The 18,199-nt window shown below is 42.1% G+C and carries 19 protein-coding genes and 1 pseudogene; 12 read left to right on the forward strand and 8 right to left on the reverse strand.

Going from position 1 to position 18,199, the window contains the following annotated elements; genetic code table 11:
* The first annotated feature begins 7 nt into the window (after positions 1-7).
* Together MKZ02_RS06970 and yunB are read left to right on the forward strand one after the other, a co-directional pair.
* Positions 8-1,393, forward strand: coding sequence for a bifunctional metallophosphatase/5'-nucleotidase (locus tag MKZ02_RS06970; RefSeq protein ID WP_340852680.1), 1,386 nt, complete (start codon positions 8-10; stop codon positions 1,391-1,393).
* Positions 1,394-1,453: 60 nt separating this feature from the next.
* The gene (gene yunB, locus MKZ02_RS06975; protein WP_340852683.1) at positions 1,454-2,209 is read left to right on the forward strand and encodes a sporulation protein YunB; all 756 of its coding nucleotides are present in this window, start codon (positions 1,454-1,456) and stop codon (positions 2,207-2,209) included.
* Between the two features lie 85 nt (positions 2,210-2,294).
* On the opposite strand, the gene MKZ02_RS06980 is transcribed toward yunB, so the two are convergent.
* Positions 2,295-3,257 (reverse strand): M23 family metallopeptidase, encoded by a 963-nt coding sequence (locus MKZ02_RS06980; RefSeq protein WP_340856349.1) that lies wholly within the window; start codon positions 3,255-3,257, stop codon positions 2,295-2,297.
* Between the two features lie 200 nt (positions 3,258-3,457).
* On the opposite strand from MKZ02_RS06980, the gene lipA reads away from it, so the two are divergent.
* The gene (gene lipA, locus MKZ02_RS06985) at positions 3,458-4,375 is read left to right on the forward strand and encodes a lipoyl synthase (RefSeq protein ID WP_340852685.1); all 918 of its coding nucleotides are present in this window, start codon (positions 3,458-3,460) and stop codon (positions 4,373-4,375) included.
* 138 nt (positions 4,376-4,513) lie between these two features.
* Here lipA and MKZ02_RS06990 read toward each other — a convergent pair whose 3' ends face one another.
* On the reverse strand, positions 4,514-5,392 hold the full coding sequence (locus MKZ02_RS06990) for a YhcN/YlaJ family sporulation lipoprotein (protein WP_120034234.1): 879 nt from the start codon (positions 5,390-5,392) through the stop codon (positions 4,514-4,516).
* Positions 5,393-5,498: 106 nt separating this feature from the next.
* On the opposite strand from MKZ02_RS06990, the gene MKZ02_RS06995 reads away from it, so the two are divergent.
* Complete coding sequence (locus MKZ02_RS06995; protein ID WP_120034232.1) at positions 5,499-5,774, forward strand: YutD family protein; 276 nt, start codon at positions 5,499-5,501, stop codon at positions 5,772-5,774.
* 25 nt (positions 5,775-5,799) lie between these two features.
* Here the strand turns inward: MKZ02_RS06995 and MKZ02_RS07000 are convergent, their stop codons facing one another.
* Positions 5,800-6,051 carry a hypothetical protein gene (locus MKZ02_RS07000; RefSeq protein ID WP_406910022.1) on the reverse strand — a complete coding sequence of 84 codons (252 nt, stop codon included), beginning with the start codon at positions 6,049-6,051 and terminating at the stop codon, positions 5,800-5,802.
* A 161-nt stretch (positions 6,052-6,212) separates the two neighbouring features.
* Complete coding sequence (locus tag MKZ02_RS07005; protein ID WP_340852688.1) at positions 6,213-6,479, reverse strand: DUF3055 domain-containing protein; 267 nt, start codon at positions 6,477-6,479, stop codon at positions 6,213-6,215.
* Positions 6,480-6,607: 128 nt separating this feature from the next.
* On the opposite strand from MKZ02_RS07005, the gene hepT reads away from it, so the two are divergent.
* Both hepT and MKZ02_RS07015 read left to right on the forward strand, forming a co-directional pair.
* Complete coding sequence (gene hepT / locus MKZ02_RS07010; protein ID WP_340852690.1) at positions 6,608-7,045, forward strand: type VII toxin-antitoxin system HepT family RNase toxin; 438 nt, start codon at positions 6,608-6,610, stop codon at positions 7,043-7,045.
* A 49-nt stretch (positions 7,046-7,094) separates the two neighbouring features.
* Entirely contained in the window at positions 7,095-7,862 is a 768-nt protein-coding gene (locus MKZ02_RS07015; protein WP_340852691.1) for a TIGR01457 family HAD-type hydrolase, read from the forward strand.
* A gap of 106 nt (positions 7,863-7,968) precedes the next feature.
* Here the strand turns inward: MKZ02_RS07015 and MKZ02_RS07020 are convergent, their stop codons facing one another.
* Entirely contained in the window at positions 7,969-8,475 is a 507-nt protein-coding gene (locus MKZ02_RS07020; RefSeq protein ID WP_120034222.1) for a phosphatidylglycerophosphatase A family protein, read from the reverse strand.
* Between the two features lie 169 nt (positions 8,476-8,644).
* Here MKZ02_RS07020 and yutH point away from each other — a divergent pair, with 169 nt between their 5' ends.
* Together yutH and MKZ02_RS07030 are read left to right on the forward strand one after the other, a co-directional pair.
* On the forward strand, positions 8,645-9,646 hold the full coding sequence (yutH, locus tag MKZ02_RS07025) for a spore coat putative kinase YutH (RefSeq protein ID WP_340852693.1): 1,002 nt from the start codon (positions 8,645-8,647) through the stop codon (positions 9,644-9,646).
* 81 nt (positions 9,647-9,727) lie between these two features.
* Positions 9,728-10,714, forward strand: a complete 987-nt coding sequence (locus MKZ02_RS07030) for a 2-hydroxyacid dehydrogenase (RefSeq protein ID WP_120034218.1) — start codon at positions 9,728-9,730, stop codon at positions 10,712-10,714.
* Between the two features lie 136 nt (positions 10,715-10,850).
* Here the strand turns inward: MKZ02_RS07030 and MKZ02_RS07035 are convergent.
* A pseudogene (locus MKZ02_RS07035) lies at positions 10,851-11,148 on the reverse strand (NifU family protein).
* A 90-nt stretch (positions 11,149-11,238) separates the two neighbouring features.
* On the opposite strand from MKZ02_RS07035, the gene MKZ02_RS07040 reads away from it, so the two are divergent.
* The 4 genes from MKZ02_RS07040 (at position 11,239) to MKZ02_RS07055 (ending at position 15,986) form a co-directional block, all read left to right on the forward strand.
* Positions 11,239-11,568: a YuzD family protein gene (locus MKZ02_RS07040; RefSeq protein WP_340852694.1), complete on the forward strand. Its 330-nt coding sequence runs from the start codon at positions 11,239-11,241 to the stop codon at positions 11,566-11,568.
* A gap of 161 nt (positions 11,569-11,729) precedes the next feature.
* Complete coding sequence (gene gabT / locus MKZ02_RS07045) at positions 11,730-13,091, forward strand: 4-aminobutyrate--2-oxoglutarate transaminase (protein WP_340856350.1); 1,362 nt, start codon at positions 11,730-11,732, stop codon at positions 13,089-13,091.
* Positions 13,092-13,176: 85 nt separating this feature from the next.
* Positions 13,177-14,538, forward strand: coding sequence for a sigma-54 interaction domain-containing protein (locus tag MKZ02_RS07050; RefSeq protein WP_120034211.1), 1,362 nt, complete (start codon positions 13,177-13,179; stop codon positions 14,536-14,538).
* A gap of 23 nt (positions 14,539-14,561) precedes the next feature.
* Positions 14,562-15,986, forward strand: coding sequence for an NAD-dependent succinate-semialdehyde dehydrogenase (locus tag MKZ02_RS07055; protein ID WP_340852696.1), 1,425 nt, complete (start codon positions 14,562-14,564; stop codon positions 15,984-15,986).
* 39 nt (positions 15,987-16,025) lie between these two features.
* Here the strand turns inward: MKZ02_RS07055 and MKZ02_RS07060 are convergent, their stop codons facing one another.
* A complete protein-coding gene (locus tag MKZ02_RS07060) occupies positions 16,026-17,102 on the reverse strand; it encodes a Ger(x)C family spore germination protein (protein WP_120034207.1) in 1,077 nt (358 codons plus the stop codon).
* The gene (locus tag MKZ02_RS07065; RefSeq protein WP_340852699.1) at positions 17,099-18,190 is read right to left on the reverse strand and encodes a GerAB/ArcD/ProY family transporter; all 1,092 of its coding nucleotides are present in this window, start codon (positions 18,188-18,190) and stop codon (positions 17,099-17,101) included. Before MKZ02_RS07065 ends, MKZ02_RS07060 begins: the two co-directional genes overlap by 4 nt.
* Positions 18,191-18,199: the final 9 nt, after the last annotated feature.

An 18,199-nucleotide genomic window follows, 5' to 3' on the forward strand; every position in this document is an offset into this window, starting at 1 on the left:
TGAGAGTTTGAAGGAAACGATTCACATTTATCACACGAATGATCTTCATAGCCATTTTGAGAATTGGCCGCGAATCCGCCGCTTTTTGCAGGAACGGAGAAAATGGCATGAAGAGGCAGGGGAAAGTGTCCTTATCTTCGATATTGGCGATCATGTTGACCGGTCACACCCGATGACAGAGGGATCGCTCGGGAAAAGAAATATCGAGCTGTTGAACGAAGCGGGATATGACGCTGTAACGATTGGGAACAACGAGGGAATTACCTTACCAAAAGAAGGGCTCGATATTTTATATGAGGAAGCCCGCTTTCCAGTCGTGCTCGCTAATCTTTATGATGATAATGGTGAACGGCCTCAATGGGCGCAGCCTTTTGATGTTCTTCATCTGTCTAATGGGATGACCTTGGGGCTTACCGGAGCCACTGCCTTCTTCTCAGGAGCATATGAACAGCTTGGCTGGAAGTTGACCCAGCCTATTCCTGAATTGAAGCAACAAGTGCTTGAACTGAGCAAGAAAGCGGATATTATTGTCATCCTTTCTCATTTAGGTATTTATGAAGATGAAAAAATTGCTCATAATCTTCCAGAAGTGGATGTGGTGCTTGGAGCTCATACTCATCATTTGCTTCATGAAGGCAAAAGGCTGGAGAACACACTGCTTGCCGCAGCTGGTCGATTTGGTTATTATGTGGGGCACGTTATGCTTCAAGTAGACATGGAAAAAAAGCAAATTCTCGAAAAGAAAGCACGTGTATATAGCACAGCAGAAGAATTGCTGGCACCAATCAATGAACAGCAGGAGATAGAGGGGTATGAACAAGAGGGGAAGAGAGCGCTCAGTCAACCGGTTATCTCTTTACCGGCTCCGTTAACGAGTGATTGGTTTGCTCCATCAGAGCTTCCCCAGCTGCTTTGTGAGGCGCTTAGGGAATGGTGCAAGGCAGACGGAGCATTGTTAAATGCTGGTCTTTTTCTTGGTGGCCTCCAGGCTGGTACCGTCACGAAATATGATATTCACCGAATGCTCCCCCATCCGATTAATCCTTGTGTTATTGAAATTTCAGGAGCAGAGTTAAAGGAAGTACTCAAGCAGACAACGGATGAGAAATGGCCTCATCTGCCGATCAAGGGACTGGGCTTTAGAGGAAAAGTAATGGGACGGTTTGTATATGATCACTTAAGCGTGGATATGGAGCGCTACAGCTTTAAGATTAATCAGGAAGACATCGTGGATAGTAAGCAATATAAGATCGCCACATTGGATATGTTTGCCTACGGACAATTTTTCCCTGAACTGTACCGGTCACCGAATAAAAAACATTTTATGCCAGAGTTTCTGCGGGACGTCATGGAATGGAAATTGCTCCACTACGGTTTTCACGGCAAGGAATGAAACTTTGTTGCATGATCCTTCCTTTTTTTAGCATAGATTAGCTAAGAAGGAGGGATTTTTTTGGCTGCACAAAAAAGGTGGAGATCGAAAAGAGGGCCGCTCCCTCTTCGCTATGTATTCTTAATTACACTTGTTTTATTTACTTTTTCAACAGCTGCAAGTTTGTGGATCATCAATAAAAATGTAAAACCAACTTTAATTGGTTATGCTCATGCAGAAACAAAAAAAATTGCTGCTATGGTCATTAATAAAGCAATTAACAAAAAGGTCGCCAGTGTAATGGACATTAATGACATTATTGAAAGCGATCCGAAAAACCCTTCGATGACAAAGCTAAATGCGAAAATTATTAACAGGGTGATGGCTGAAACAACCAACCTCGTTCAACTAAATTTAAAGGAGGCAGAGCGGGGCAATTTGCAAGCGCTGGAGATTTTATCTGATGTGGAAATTGAAACTGATCAAACAAATCGCACCGATGGGATTGTCTACTATGTTCCTCTCGGTCAAGTGACAAACAATGTTCTGCTTGGCAACTTGGGACCTAAAATCCCCATTCGCTTTCATGCTATCGGTGAGGTAACATCAAATGTCAAATCGAATGTAAAGCCATATGGCATTAACAATGCATATGTAGAAGTGTTTATTGAAGTAGAGGTAAATGTACAAATTATTGTTCCATTCGCTACTGAGATGACAACAGTTGTACAGGATATACCGGTCGCTATGGGAATTGTCCCTGGTGAGGTACCGGATTTCTATAATGGCGGCGGCGGAATGTCTCCTTCTATTGAATTGCCTTCAAAGAAGAAATAAACTGCTGAGCTGTAAGAAAGAGATATTTTTCTCTCCTACGTGTAGAAAGTGATCAGTCAAGGCGATCTTAAAACCGGCTCCTTCATCAGGAGCCGGCTCTTTCCCATTGTCTCAAGTGAGGATAAGGATCAAAGGACCATTCCGTACGTCCATTGTCCTTATACATTCCATAATGAAGATGTGGGGGGAATTTTCCTGAGGTACCAGGAGGCCCATATCCGGTGCTTCCCACTCCGCCGATCACGGTGCCGGGTTTAACGATTTTACCCAGTGTTAAGTCTTTAGCAAAGCCATTTAAATGTGCGTAGTAATGATACGTATTGTTGATGTCCCGAATGCCGACCCGCCAGCCTCCGTAACGGTTCCACCCTTTCATTTCAACAATTCCGTAAGAAGTAGAACGGACAGGGACACCATAATCGGCAAAAATGTCTGTTCCTTCATGAATGCGGCGCCCTCCCCAGCCGCGTGCGTCTCCCCATGTATTCTTAAAAGTGTAATTAAAACGGCGGGGAAGAGGAAAGGCCTTTTCTTGCAGATCAAGCTTTCCAAACTCTTTATACATTTTAGCGTTGCCGATGATGATGCTAACTGCTTTGTCACGTCCATAATAGCGCCAGAGAGCAATTTTGATATTATCGTGATCCGTTCCATAGGCAAGAAGATAACGCCCAATTGCAGCAAGTACATCCTCGCCATTTAGGCGATCGGCTTTCTGATCGCCATCTCCGTCTACACCTAGTCCTTGAAAAACTGCAATAGTGCCGGGATTCTTATCCTTTTGATTAGGGTTTAGTGGACCAGCCCATTTGCTCTCGGGTATATGAATAGAGATGGTGCCCGGTTCAGGCAAATCTTTGCGGACAAATCGTAAATTTCTTTCGTATTGGTCCATGCCGGCAAAATAATACCATGGAATAGCAGTAGCTGCTTCCATTTTTTTAAACAATTCCATCCGTTTTTGATACATCTGCTCGTCTTTTTTATTATCAGCTGCTTCGGCAGGAAACGCAGTTAAAATGAAAGTAATAAATAAAAGCCAAATCAATTTTTGCAATGAAATTCTCTCCCTTTTAGCGTTCTTTCTTTATTTTGTGAAATTATGATTGTTTCATACAGAAAAGTGTCTGAAAAACATGAAAAGGACAAGAATTGTGTTAGAATATGGACTATGATACAGTGGCTACAGGATTGTTTTTCTTCAGGAAAGAAGCTATTGTTCAAAGCAGAATGATGGGAGATGAAGGAATGAGCAAGAAAGAAGAACATTTACGCAAACCGGATTGGTTAAAAATAAAATTGAATACAAATGAAAACTATACAGGCCTGAAAAAAATGATGCGGGAGAAAAACCTTCATACGGTGTGTGAAGAAGCAAAATGCCCCAATATTCATGAATGCTGGGCAGTACGCCGAACCGCTACTTTCATGATTCTTGGTGATGTGTGTACGCGCGCCTGCCGCTTCTGTGCCGTGAAAACAGGCTTACCGACTGAATTGGATTGGGCAGAACCGGAACGGGTTGCGGACTCTGTTGAATTGATGAATTTAAAACACGTAGTAGTCACTGCGGTTGCCCGCGATGATTTAAAAGATGGTGGGGCAGCTGTGTTTGCAGAAACTGTACGGGCGATCCGCCGCAAAAATCCATTTACTTCTATTGAGGTGCTTCCTTCTGATATGGGAGGAACAGAAGAAAATTTGAAAATGCTCATGGATGCACGTCCAGATATTCTCAACCATAATATTGAGACAGTAAAGCGCTTGACACCGAGAGTGCGTGCGCGTGCTACATATGAGCGTTCGCTTGAGTTTTTGCGAAGAGCCAAAGAAATGCAGCCTGATATTCCAACGAAATCCAGCATTATGCTTGGCCTTGGAGAGACAAAAGAAGAAATCATGGAAGCGATGGACGATCTTCGAGCAAACAACGTAGATATCGTTACGCTGGGGCAATACCTGCAGCCTTCTAAGAAGCATTTAAAAGTCCAGAAATATTACCACCCAGATGAATTTGCGGAGCTCCGTGAGATTGCCATGAAAAAAGGCTTCAGCCATTGTGAAGCTGGTCCACTTGTTCGCTCTTCGTATCATGCGGATGAACAGGTAAACTCAGCAGCCAAAGCGAAGCAAGAACTTGGCGAAAAAGAAACACTTGAAGCATAAACCGAAATGGTAGAGGCTTTGTTCAGCGTCTGCTGTCAAAGAGTAGCATAAAAAAGGAAGCACCCGGTCTCTTATAAGTATCGAAGGACGATGCAAAAAAGAGAAACCGGGTGTTTTTAGTTGTGATAAACGGTGTAGTTAGCTTCCCCCGTTGGTAAAAGGGTTAGCTCTGCCAGGTGTATGATCTAATGCCCCATCTTGATCATCCGGACCAGTTGTCCAGTTTGTTCCTGGTGTGCCTGTTGTTTGTGGCGTGCCCGTGTTTTGTGGATTTCTGTTTGTACCGCCTGTTCCGTTCATTCCGTTATTTTGGTTCATCTGAGTGTTTTGATTGTTGTTTTTTTCTGTTTTTTGGTAGCCTTGAGGTGATCTTTGCTTCATCAATTTAACTGTACGACCGACAGAATCACGCGCTACAGCCATTCCACCATTTGTTTGTGCAATGTTTTCGATATCACGGCGTAGGTCAGTATCGTCAGTAAGATACACATGGTACCAACGCGGTACGACACTTAATGCTGTTCTCTTTACTTGCTCTGCCACTTCTCTGCGGTCTTTATCTTCTTTCGCATTTGTATCATAAGCGACCAAAACTTCCTGATCTGTTACGAGTACGGAGGCGTCGTTCACTTTAGGCAGGTCAAGGCTTAATCTGCCAATCGTATCCGCTGCCCGTTCCCGGTCAAGAACATGCATATTTCGATAAGAAACTGTTTGTCCCTGAACGGTTCCTTTTTGATGACGGACATAGCCAAAGCCATCTTGGCGATTGTTTGTCATTAGGCCGCCTCTATCTGAGCGTTCATCTTTGTTATATCCGCCAATTCTGCCATCTCTTCCATTTCCAAGATCCCCATTATACATATCGTAGCGATCCCGATCATATCGATCAGCGACGTTTATCCGATTGCCGTCTCGATTGTTGTCTACGCCGGCAAGATTGTTTCCATCATTTGCATTACAAGCAGCTAGCATCAATAAACTGGAAAATCCCACAGTTAACAATGGTTTTTTCATGTTAACACCCCCTCAACACGTAGATTGCCCCTTTTTGTTCATTTTTTTCTTAGTAATTAATGGCTGATGGGCTATAATGAAGGGAGAAGGAAAGGACTGAGGAGAGATGATTTGTATCCAAAATCATTGTTATGAAGTCATTGATGAGCGGAGCAATGGATTCAATGAAGAGGTATTTAAAGAGCGTTACAGCGACATTCTAACGAAGTATGATTACATCGTAGGGGATTGGGGATACGGACAGCTTCGATTAAAGGGCTTCTATGAAGATGATAACCAAAAAGCCGCATTTGATTCAAAAATCAGTACACTGAAAGAGTACTTATATGAATATTGTAATTTTGGCTGTGCCTATTTCGTCGTTAAAAAAATTCAAAAATAAAATCGAGCACAGAGGCTCGATTTTTTTATGTGTTATTAGGGGGAATATCCTGATATTCTCTTTCCTGGCTCTTCTCTTTGTCATCATGGGTGTCATGAGCTCCCGGAAATCGGCGTGGCATCCCTTGATGAAGAGACCTGTTTTCATAAGTGGTCGGTGTATAATATTGTTGGCCTTCCTCCCACGGGGTGGATTTATTTTCTACAGGCTCATACTTGCCACGCGGCGCTCCATAGGGACCTTCGGGCGTTTGCTCAACAGTTAAAAAGTTACGCATTTTTTCCACATTAGAAAAGTCGGTATATTCTTCTTCGTTATCTTTAAAGAACACAGTCATTACCTCCGGCTGCTTTGGTGATGAACCGCTTCAAGCACTCTGAAGCTAACTGAAGTGCTTGCGCTTACTGCTAGCATGCCCGGTCAACGCTTGTCTATGCTCTAAATGACTTCACATAAGAAGTCTCGGAGTTCAGCCGCTTCTTCTTCTGTCAAGTTGAATGCATGTTCAAGATAACCCGGTTCCTCTAAATCATCTTGCCCGATAATGGCAAAGCGGCTGCCCTGGATATCCAACACGAGGCGTTTGCCAAAATAACGGTCCGTTTGGATTAAAGCGAGATCAAAGCGTTGGTGTTCTCCCATAAAACTGATGTAGCGTGTTTTAGTTGATTCAGTTTCATCATAAAGAAAAAATCTTTCTGGCATAAAGCGTCACTCCTGTCTATTTGTTTCGATTGTACCATGATTCTTCTAGGACGAAGATGTGTTTTGTTCATGGATTCATGATAAAATAAAGGAGAAATTAGAGAAAGTATAGAGAAGAGGTGCCCGCGATGTATTTTGTGGATCGTGGAAAGATTGAAGAAACACTTACATTTATGGAAGCCAAGCTATCTGCATTTGCTGAACAATCCCAGTGGAAGACAGCAATCGAACAGGCTGCTCTTGAGAGAATTGCTCACACGGTTATTGAATCGATGTTAGATGTTGGCAATACGATGATCGATGGTTTTATTATGAGAGATCCCGGCAGTTACGAGGATATTATTGATATTCTAGAGGACGAGCAAGTCATTGAAAAAAAAGCGGCCGTTTCTTTAAAAGCCATCGTTGCTTTAAGAAAAATGCTCGTTCAGCAATATACAGCTGTTGATCATCCGGAAGTGGAAAATGTGTTCAATGATCACATTTCTGCCCTTCAGCAATTTCCAGAACAAGTAAGACAATATTTAACAAATGAGTTAGGCCCAGTTTCAGCATTTAAACCGTAACAAGCAGCGCTTTCATTCTGAAAGCGTTTTTTGTACATAAGGAGGAGCAATGAAAACATATAAAGGGTATTTGATTGATTTGGATGGAACGATGTATCGAGGAGTAGAAGAGATAAAGGAAGCGAGCTCCTTTATTGACCGGTTAAAAGAGAAACGGATTCCTTATTTGTTTGTGACGAACAATTCATCGCGTACGCCAGCACAGGTGGCAGAAAAGCTGAATAGCTTTCGCATTTCCGCAACACCAGAACAAGTATTTACGGCATCTACAGCGACGGCTAATTATATGTTTGAGCAAAAACCGCAAGCCGCTGTGTATATGATTGGAGAAGAAGGGCTTCGTTCAGCTCTTTGTGAAAAAGGATTTACACTGGTTGAACACGAGCGGCCAGATTTTGTTGTCTGCGGGATTGATCGCAGCATTACCTATGAGAAGCTGGCGACCGCTTGCCTTGCTGTGAGGAACGGAGCCGGATTTATTTCGACAAACAGCGATGCGGCTATTCCTACTGAACGCGGATTGCTGCCTGGAAATGGCTCCCTCACATCCGTCATTGCTGTTTCTACGGGAACAGCCCCGACTTTTGTTGGAAAGCCTGAGGCCATTATTATGGAGCAAGCCCTTCAGGTTCTTGGTACGAAAAAAGAAGAAACACTTATGGTTGGTGATAATTATCAAACCGATATTTTGGCAGGAATCCATGCAGGGATTGATACCCTGCTCGTTCATACAGGAGTGACGAAAAAGGAACACCTCGTTCACATAGAACAGCAGCCATGCTATACAAGAAACAACTTAGATGAGTGGGAAATATAAGAGTCACAGCATATTTGGAGCAGTAAATGAAACAAGTTGGCTACTAATGCAACACCATGAAAAAGCATCCGGTTGAGCTTTAAGCTCAACCGGATGCTTTATTATTCTATTCGGCGTTGGCTGCTTTATGAGCCAGACGGCTAGAAGCAGCTGCGGCAATGGCACCAACAATATCGTCAAGAAATGTGTGGACCTTGCCGGTCGATTTATCATTTAAATGCTCTAAAATGCCTGGTTTTACTTTATCAATATACCCATAGTTGGTAAAACCGATTGAGCCGTAGACGTTCACAATGGCGAGTGCGAGAATTTCATCAACGCCGTACAGGCTTTCATCGCTGGCAATAATGGATTGCAGCGGTTCATCGAGTTGGCCCTGTTCCGCCAGCATATCAAGTTGGATGCCGGTTAAAATGGCATTTTGGACTTCACGCTTTTGCAAGACTTTCTCTATGTTTTCTTTACACTCTTCTATTTCCAGATCAGGATGATATTTCTTTTGTAAAAACATGACCAGATCGGCAATATCATCCACTGTTACTCCTCTTTCACCGAGCCAGCGGCGCGCTGTTTTTTCGGACATGCTCATTACTGATTTGTCTTCGAGAGTCATACAATCACCTTTTTCTCTAATATGTTAATAATGAAAGTTTTCCTTGTAATAGGAATTCCAGGTTAAGAAGCAAAACTCCTTTTTTTATAAAAAAAGTACTCTGTACCTATATACCCCTAAGCTGTGCGGACTATTCAATAAAAATGAGCAGAGAAGAGGAGGAAGGCAAATGGATGGGAAACAATTATTGATTAAACACTTTAATATAGAGGCGGAAAGGGCCTCCTTCCCAGCAGAAACGATGTGTTATGAAAGTAATGGATTACTTTATCATATTATTGATGTGACTGGGAAGGAACAACAATATTTATATGAACTTCATCAAATGTCTCAACATATGCTTCGGCAAGGAGATAGGCGCACAGCTATATTTTTACGTGATCGCAATGGCCGTTTTTTAATTACAGAAGAACAGCGGGAGTTTGTCGTTTTAGTAAGTGAAAAGCCCGCTTCGATAAGAGCTTTCACTGGGAGGAGGCTGGCACATTTTCATTTAAGAGGACAATTGCTCTCCTTTCAGGTTCATTCGGCGAGCGAATTGGGGAAATGGAGAGAGGGGTGGGAACAGCGTTTAGAACGACTGGAGAAATCTATCAGCCAATTAGTAAAAGAACAGGATGATCCCTTTGCTCAGCTTATTGTTCAGTCTTTTCCTTACTACATGGGGATAACGGAAAATGCTATACAATACACAGTCGATACGGAAATAGACGAATCTCCTCAACAGTGGGATTCAGGAACGATTTGCCATACAGCATTTAGCGAACAAATATGGATGAGAGAACCTGCCGTTCATCAACCGTTTAACTGGGTGTTTGACCACCCGGCTCGCGATATAGCAGAATGGGTTCGTTCTGAATATTGGCAGGGATCTTTATTTTATCGCACCCGTTTCGTTGACTTTATTGGGCAATATCAGCAGGTTAGACCCATTACAGCTTTTACTTGGCGGCTTATTTATGCCCGACTGTTATTTCCTGTTCATTACTTTGAATGCGCGGAAAGTTACTTTGCCAAGGGGTCTTGGCACGTAAAAAAAGAAAATGAGGAAAGACTAAAAAGGTATGTAGCAAGTTCACACGAGTATGAACAATTTTTAGCTTCCTTTTATAATCGAGCAGGATTGTCTGCCAATCAGTTAAATATTCCAGCCATCACCTGGCTTCAGTAATCTTTTTGATATAAGACAGAGCATTTTTCCGAATTATGCTAAAATGAAAAAGTAAATATAAAGGAGAAAGCAGGTGGAGATTTGAAGCCGCTCGTATATGTAACCCGAAAGCTTCCAGAAGAAATTGTATCAAGACTAAAAGAGAATTACGAAGTGGATATGTGGCCAAAAGAGGATGTACAAGTGCCACGCGAGGTTTTACTGGAAAAAGTAAAAAAAGTGGATGCCCTTTTAACTGTTATCTCAGACCAGCTGGATGAAGAAATGTTCTCGGCAGGGGAAAATTTGAAAGTAGTTGCCAATATGGCTGTCGGCTACGACAACATTGATCTTGAATCTGCGAGCCGACATGACGTAGCTATTTGCAATACACCTGATGTGTTAACGGATACCACAGCCGATTTGGCGTTTGCTTTGCTTTTGGCAACCGCTCGTCGTATGATCGAAGCGGCTGAGTTTATAAAGGAAGGCGAATGGAAAAGCTGGTCTCCCTTGCTTCTAGCAGGGACAGACGTTCATCATAAAACGATTGGCATTGTTGGCATGGGGAAGATTGGAACGGTTGTCGCCAAACGGGCAGCAGGGTTTGATATGGAGATTATTTATCATAACCGGCAGCGCCACGAAGTAGCGGAAGAAATGCTTGGTGCTCGTTATTGCTCATTCGATGAGTTGCTTGCAGAAGCAGATTTTGTCGTTTGCCTGGCTCCTTTGACGAAAGAAACAAGGGGCATGTTCCAGCGTGAACAGTTCCAAAAAATGAAGAAAGACGCTATTTTTATTAACGCCAGCCGCGGACCGATCGTTAATGAGGAGGCGTTATATGAGGCGCTGCAAGCAGGAGACATTGCTGCAGCTGGATTAGATGTATTTAATAAAGAGCCGATCAATGCTGATCATCCTCTTTTGAAATTAAAGAATGTGGTCGCCTTGCCTCATATTGGCAGCGCTACAAGAGAAACTCGAATCGCCATGATGGAAACATGCTGTGATAATCTGGACGCCATCTTTGCCGATAGGGCGCCAAAAACACTCGTCAATAAAGACTTTTTAGGTTCAAGAAAATAAGGCTAGCTGTCCTGGAGAGTTAAATGTGTGAACTGCTTTTTTTCTGACCAATACATAAAAAGCAGAGACTCCAAAAGGGGTCTCTGCTTTTTTATAATGAAGAAGTGCTCAATTTGAAATCATGTATTGCGTGCTATTAAAATACTTGCTCTACTTCAACGACACCTGGAACCTCTTCTAGAAGGGCACGCTCAATCCCTGCTTTAAGAGTGATGGTGGAGCTTGGGCATGATCCACATGCACCAAGAAGGCGAAGTTTCACAATGCCATCCTCTACATCTACTAGTTCACAGTCGCCGCCATCGCGAAGCAAAAATGGGCGTAATTTATCTAATACTTCTCGTACTTGCATTTCCATTTGTTGTTCATCCACTATGATCCACTCCTTTCTCATTCTCTCTTTTATTATAATGATTATAATGAGAAAAATCCATTGATTGATAAATATTTACTAAAGAGAGGTTTTATTTTGTAGATGTACACTTTAAGCTAAATTGAAAGTAAAAAAAGGAGAGGAAGGGATTATGGAGAAGAAAGTAGAAATTACTATTTATGGAACAGATCAGCTTTGTCCGAGCTGTGTCAATCTGCCCTCTTCGAAAGAAACATATGAGTGGCTTGAAGCAGCACTTTCGAGAAAATATCCAAATCAGCCATTTACGATCAGCTATGTGGATATTCAATCGCCGCCGGATGATGAAAAGAAAAAAGCATTTGCGGAAAGAGTCAGAGAAGAAGACATGTTTTATCCGGTTGTTCTATTAGAAGACATCATCGTAGGAGAAGGAAATCCCAAATTAAAAACGATCTATCATGAAATGGAAAAGCACGGGTACAAAGCAAGAAATGGTTAAAAAGAAGATATAAGTCATATCTGACTTATATAAGTCAGATATGACTTATTAAAAGACTGTTTATTTCTAATAATAGGAGTATTGTTGCCTTTTTAAAGTTGGCACGATTTTTGCAAGTAGTATTGTTGTAGAAAGTAATTTTTTAAGAAAAGGGGTAAAACATCATGACAAGAAAATTTGCAAAGGTAAACGGCAGCCTTCCAGGTGAAAAGGCAAAGAAATTATTAGAGAGAAGACAAAATGCTGTGCCAAAAGGCGTATCAAATGGCGTACCGACATTTGCTGAAAAAGCGGAGGGCGCGTTGATTCATGATGTGGATGGCAATACATTTATTGATTTCGTTGGTGCAATCGGGGTAATGAATGTTGGGCATTGCCATCCAAAAGTAACAGAAGCTGTACACAAACAAGTGGATCAATACATTCATCCGGGCTTCAATGTAATGATGTATGAGCCATACATTGAATTAGCTGAAAAGCTAGCGGCTATTGCTCCTGGAGACCATGAAAAAGAAGTCATCTTCTTCAACAGTGGCGCGGAAGCAGTAGAAAACGCAGTGAAAATTGCCCGTAAATATACAAAACGTCCAGGCGTTGTTTCATTCTCCCGCGGTTACCATGGCCGTACATTATTAACAATGACAATGACAAGCAAAGTAAAACCTTACAAATATGAATTTGGCCCATTTGCTCCAGAAGTATATAAAGCACCTTATCCATATGCTTACCGCCGTCCGGAAGGCGTAACAGAAGAGCAATATGAAGATATGATTATCGAACAGTTCCGTGATTTCTTTATTAATGATGCAGCTCCAGAAACAATTGCTGCAGTCGTTATGGAACCAGTGCAAGGGGAAGGCGGATTCATCGTTCCATCTAAACGCTTTGTTCAGGCTGTGTATGAAGAGTGTCAAAAGCACGGAATCATTTTCATCGCTGATGAGATCCAAGCTGGCTTTGCACGTACTGGCCGTTACTTTGGCATCGAGCACTTTGATGTAGTACCTGACTTAATCACTGTTTCTAAATCAATGGCAGCAGGATTGCCAATCAGTGGTGTAATCGGACGCAAGGAGATTATGGATGCTTCTACACCAGGTGAACTTGGCGGAACATATTCTGGAAGCCCGCTCGCTTGTGCAGCCGGATTAGCTGTTCTTGATATCATTGAAGAAGAAAACTTGAATGAACGCGGCGAAAAATTAGGTGAGACTGTTATGAATCGACTCCGCAAGCTGGCTGAGAAGTATGAGGAAATCGGTGATGTTCGCGGACTCGGCTCTATGTGTGCAATGGAATTAGTAAAAGACCGTCAAACAAAGGAGCCTAACAAAGAATTAACAAACCTGCTTATTAAAGAAGCAAATGACCGCGGCTTGCTGTTAATGAGTGCAGGAGCTTACGGCAATGTACTGCGCCTTTTGATGCCGCTTGTTATTACTGACGAACAAGCAGAAGAAGGATTAGATATTTTAGAAGAAGCATTGGAAGCAGCTGTTTCTCAGTTGGCTGTCCAAGCATAAGTTGTAACAAGGAAAAACGGCATGCTTATCTCTCGAGATAATTTTTGCTATAATAAAAGCAATATTACTCGAGAGGAAGCTTGTCATGAACCCATCTCATGATCCTGTGCGTGATGAATTATTTGATATTTTCGAATCATCGTTCGATGAAATTGTAGTTACGGATGCAAATGGTATCATCATTCGTGTGAATGCCACTTGCCGAAAGAACTATGAACGAACAGCTGGCGACTTGGTCGGCAAGCATGTGAAAGACTTAGAAAAAATGGGGATTTTTTATCCCTCTGCTACATTAAAGGTAATCGAAAGTCTGCAGCCGATTGAGCTATTCCAGACGGCCAGTACCGGCCGCTATTTTCATGTGCGTACAAGGCCCGTTTTCCATCCGGATGGTTCTTTGAAAAGCGTGATCAGTTACTCACGCGACTTAACAGAACTTATGCATCTGCGCAATAAAATTGAAGAAATGGAAGATGAGCTGGCTACATATAAGAAGGAATTGAAAGAGCCGCTTGAATTTGACGGATTAATCTCGAAAAGCGAGCAAATGGATAAAATTATGCTGCTTGTCCGCAAGATTGCCAAGGTGAATTCGACTGTGCTTTTGCTCGGGGAAACAGGGGTCGGCAAAAGTAAGATTGTTCGCCTGATTCATCAGCTAAGTGACCGGCGAGATCAGCCGCTGAATGAAATTAACTGCGCTGCTCTTCCTGAACAGCTGATTGAATCAGAGCTGTTTGGTTATGAAGGCGGAACCTTCACCGGCGCTTTTCGGGAAGGGAAAAAAGGATTGATTGAGCTTTCTAATCACGGCACCTTATTTTTGGATGAAGTAGGAGAGCTCCCGCTTGCTGCTCAAGGAAAATTATTGCATGTGCTGCAGGAAAAACAAATTCGCCCGGTTGGCGGACGGCAGCCCATTTCTTTAGATATCCGCATTATTGCCGCTACGAATAAAGATTTGAAAAATATGGTAGGCAGAGGCAGTTTTCGCAGGGATTTATATTATCGTCTCAACGTTGTACCTATTCATGTACCACCGCTTCGTGAACGGAAAGAAGATATTGTTCCCCTCACGTATCATTTTTTGGACTACTTTAATCATTTGTATGGAAGCAACGTCCGCTTCTCACCGAAAGTGCTTCAGGCTTTTCTTGGCTTTGAATGGAAAGGAAACATTCGAGAACTGGAAAACATGGTGGAACGACTCGTTGTAACGGGAGATGAGGTCGTTACCCTCAGTGATTTACCGGCCGATATGTTTGAACAGGAAATAACGGAAGCAGGGATGACTCTTCCGGAAGTCATTGAAGAAGTAGAGCGAAAAATGGTCGTCCAGGCTTACAATAAGGATAAATCAACTTATAAAATTGCCAAAGCACTTGGCATTAGTCAGTCATCTGCTACAAGAAAAGTAAGAAAGTACATTGGAGAAATAAAAGATTAATAAAGTAAGAGGAGGAGAAATAAATGAAAAACTGGAAAATTTACATTAATGGCGAATGGATGGAAACAGAAAAAACAATCGAAGTCATTAACCCAGCGACTAAAGAAGTAATTGCAACAATTCCGGATGGAGGGACAGTAGAAGCAGAGCGTGCGGCTGATGCTGCATACGGGGCATTGAAAGAGTGGTCAAAACTGACAGCTAACGAGCGTGCGGACTACTTAATGAAGTGGTACTACTTAATTGACCAAAATAAAGAAGAAATTGGCAAACTAATGACACAAGAACAAGGAAAGCCATTGGCGGAAGCCATTGGTGAGGTAGGCTATGCGAATAGCTTTATTTCCTGGTATGCGGAAGAAGGAAAACGTATCTATGGAGAAACAATTCCTGCTTCTCATCCAAACAAGCGTTTATTCGTCCAAAAAGAGCCAGTAGGAGTCATTGCGGCTATTACACCATGGAACTTCCCAGCAGCCATGATTACTAGAAAAGTTGGTCCTGCTTTGGCAGCGGGATGTACAGCCATGATCAAGCCAGCTACACAAACACCTTTAACAGCGATTCGTCTTGTAGAGTTGGCAGAAGAAGCTGGAATTCCTAAAGGAGTTATTAATATTGTAACTGGAAGCGCACGTCAAATCAGTGAAGCATGGATGAAAGACGGTCGTGTGCGTAAAGTTTCTTTCACAGGTTCTACAGAAGTCGGCAAGTTATTGATGCGCGGTGCAGCTGATACGGTGAAGAAGCTTTCCCTTGAGCTTGGCGGGCATGCTCCATTTATCGTAACGGCTAATGCCAATATTGAAAAAGCAGCAAAGAACTTGATTGCTTCTAAGTATCGTAATGCTGGCCAAACATGTGTATGTGCCAACAGAGTATACGTGCATGAATCTATTGAAGCCGAATTCGCAGAAGCATTTAAACAAGAAGTTGCGAAGTTAAAAGTAGGAAATGGATTAGATGAAGGCGTAACAATCGGTCCTTTAATTGATGAGCAGGCAGTAGATAAAGTGATCAGCCAGATTGAAGACGCTAAGCAAAAAGGTGCAAAAGTGCTCGCTGGTGGCCAAACAGCTGAAGGGGTAAATGGTTACTTCCTTGAGCCAACAGTTATCACAAACGTTACAGACGACATGCTGTGCATGAATGAAGAAACATTTGGACCGCTTGCTCCGATTGCTACGTTTAAAACAACGGATGAAGTGATTGAGCGTGCTAATAATTCACCATATGGCTTAGCTGCTTATGTATTCAGCGAGAATATTACAGAGGCCATCACAATTGCTGAAGGGCTTGAATACGGTATTGTTGGCTTAAACGACGGGCTTCCATCTGTGGCGCAAGCACCATTCGGCGGTTATAAAGAAAGCGGACTTGGCCGTGAAGGCAGCCACTACGGAATTGACGAATATTTAGAAATTAAATACATTTCTTTAGGCCTTTAATGGCAAGTTGAGACATCCAGGTTCTTCTGGATGTCTCTTTTATTCAGTAATGCCTGTATTGGTGATTTCTGTCTCCACTTTAATGTAGATAGGAATATCAGGATAACGGTCTTCCCAGGAACTTTTATCGAAGTGACGAAAGTGACTCCGTACTCTCTCTCCAATGCCGAGGGAGTCTGTGTTTAATTCTTGCAGCTTTTTAACTACTTTTTCTGCTCTTTTCTTCGTTTCTCTTTTCCACTCTTCTTCCACATTCTGTACTTTCTTCGCCGTATGCAGAGAAAGCCCGGAGGCATCCTGTACTTTTCCCTTTAATGAGACAGAGATAGTGACTACAGGACTTTTCTTTGATCCTGATATACTGTACTTGACTTTAGAGCGGAGATTTTCAATAGTAATGTAGGTCTCTTTATATTTTATTTCATACACCCCATGTCGAAAGCTTTCATGAAGCATTTTGAAAATATAGCTGTCTTTAAAAGGAAGCTCACCGACATATTTGTCATCCTTGAAAAGTGCCACTCCCATATAACGGATATGCTCGTGTTCTTTCTTAATAATAGGCAGAAAAGGGTCTTGACCAAATCCCGCAAGCTGGGCGAGAAACGTGTGTAATTCAGTGGTAGGAGCCATTTTGATGATACTGTCTTCCAGTAAATCAGAAAGATAGCGAGATAAACTTTGTGCATTTGGATAGTCAGCGGTCAAGAGTTTTTCTGTACTGCCGTCCACAACTGCAAGTTTCATATCCCTTCCAATAAAGGTAGAACGGGAAAGAGGATCAATAATTTTTTTCACTCCATGCTCGGCTAATTCTTTGCTCATTAAAAAACTGCGCAGGCGGCCGGCAGCCAATTTCTTCTGAGCCTCTCTTTGATATTCCTGTCTGATATTGTAGACAGTGTGGCCAGTTGCTGTAAAGGAAACATTAATTGGCTGGACATTTTGGCCTTGTGGATAAAAAGGGGTGGCTACTGTTCCTTTTATTGTATCTTTGTCTACATAATCGTAGCCAGTAACGGTCATAATTTGAACATCTTCAAGTACATAGCTCTCCAAGTTATAGCTAGCTACCAAGATAATAATAAGAACAAAGTAGAATAAAAATGTTTTCATTGCTTTCGCCTCATTTTTTTACAGATCAACTGGAAAAAGTAAATAAAAGGAATGTAAGCGAAAATAAAATAAAAGCTGATCCAATCTACAAAGGTATTAAAATGCCGGATTTGCACCCCTGTTTGAATCAAAGATGAAGCACAGACAGTGAGAAAAAGCAGCGGAATTACACTCTTTTTTTGCTGGATAGAAAACAATTGTTTGATTCCACGCGTAACGGCCCACATATATAGGCACAGGTTTGGCAGCATAACGAATAGCCATATGGCGATACCCGCGTATTCAAATCTCTCCACAAAAGGAAAATCAGCAATCTTCCATAAAGTAAGCGTCGGCCAAATCGTTCTTTCTAACTGCCCTTCACTAAAGTAAAGAAGAGAAACGAGGGCGGCTAATAAGTAAATAAATGTAGAAAAGGCAGAACCGAGTTGAGCCCATTTTTGTGAACGGGCCGCTTGTTTTATGAAAGGATAACAAAACAAAATGATTTCGAATCCTGTAAAGATAATCGCCATTTGTTTGGCTCCCGCTAAAAGTTCAGCAGGGGAATGTTCCATCACAGGAAGGATATAAGAGAGATGAGCATGTCTTAATGGAAAAATTTTTAGTAATAACAGAGGAATAGTCATAAAAAATCCTATCACACACAGACCGACCATAACCCGAAACCCACCCACGAAGTAAAGGTAAACAAGGACAGATAAAATTAGACCCATATACCAAGTTTGAAGATGAGGAAACATCCATACTTGAATGACTTCTATGTAAGAACGCATAATAACGACAAAAATAAGTATCATGTAGGCAAGTACCAGCAGGGTGAGCAACCCTCCAAGCCATTTTCCGAACAGATCTCTGTGAATAACCGTTATATCATTTTCCCCTTTTATTACTATTTGATAAGTCATCCATAAGATAATGCCAATGGCAAAACCTGCGATCACCACAGAAATCCAAGCATCATGACCAGCTTCTTTGGCGATAAAGCGCTCGAAGCTGAGCGCCACTACTCCGAGCTGCATACTATTGACAATATAAAAAGCCAGGTAGGGAGAGACTTTTTTATCTTCAGATGGTAACTGCAGCATGCGACCACC

The sequence above is a fragment of the Pseudobacillus sp. FSL P4-0506 genome (assembly GCF_038003025.1).
Lineage (GTDB): Bacteria > Bacillota > Bacilli > Bacillales > Domibacillaceae > Pseudobacillus.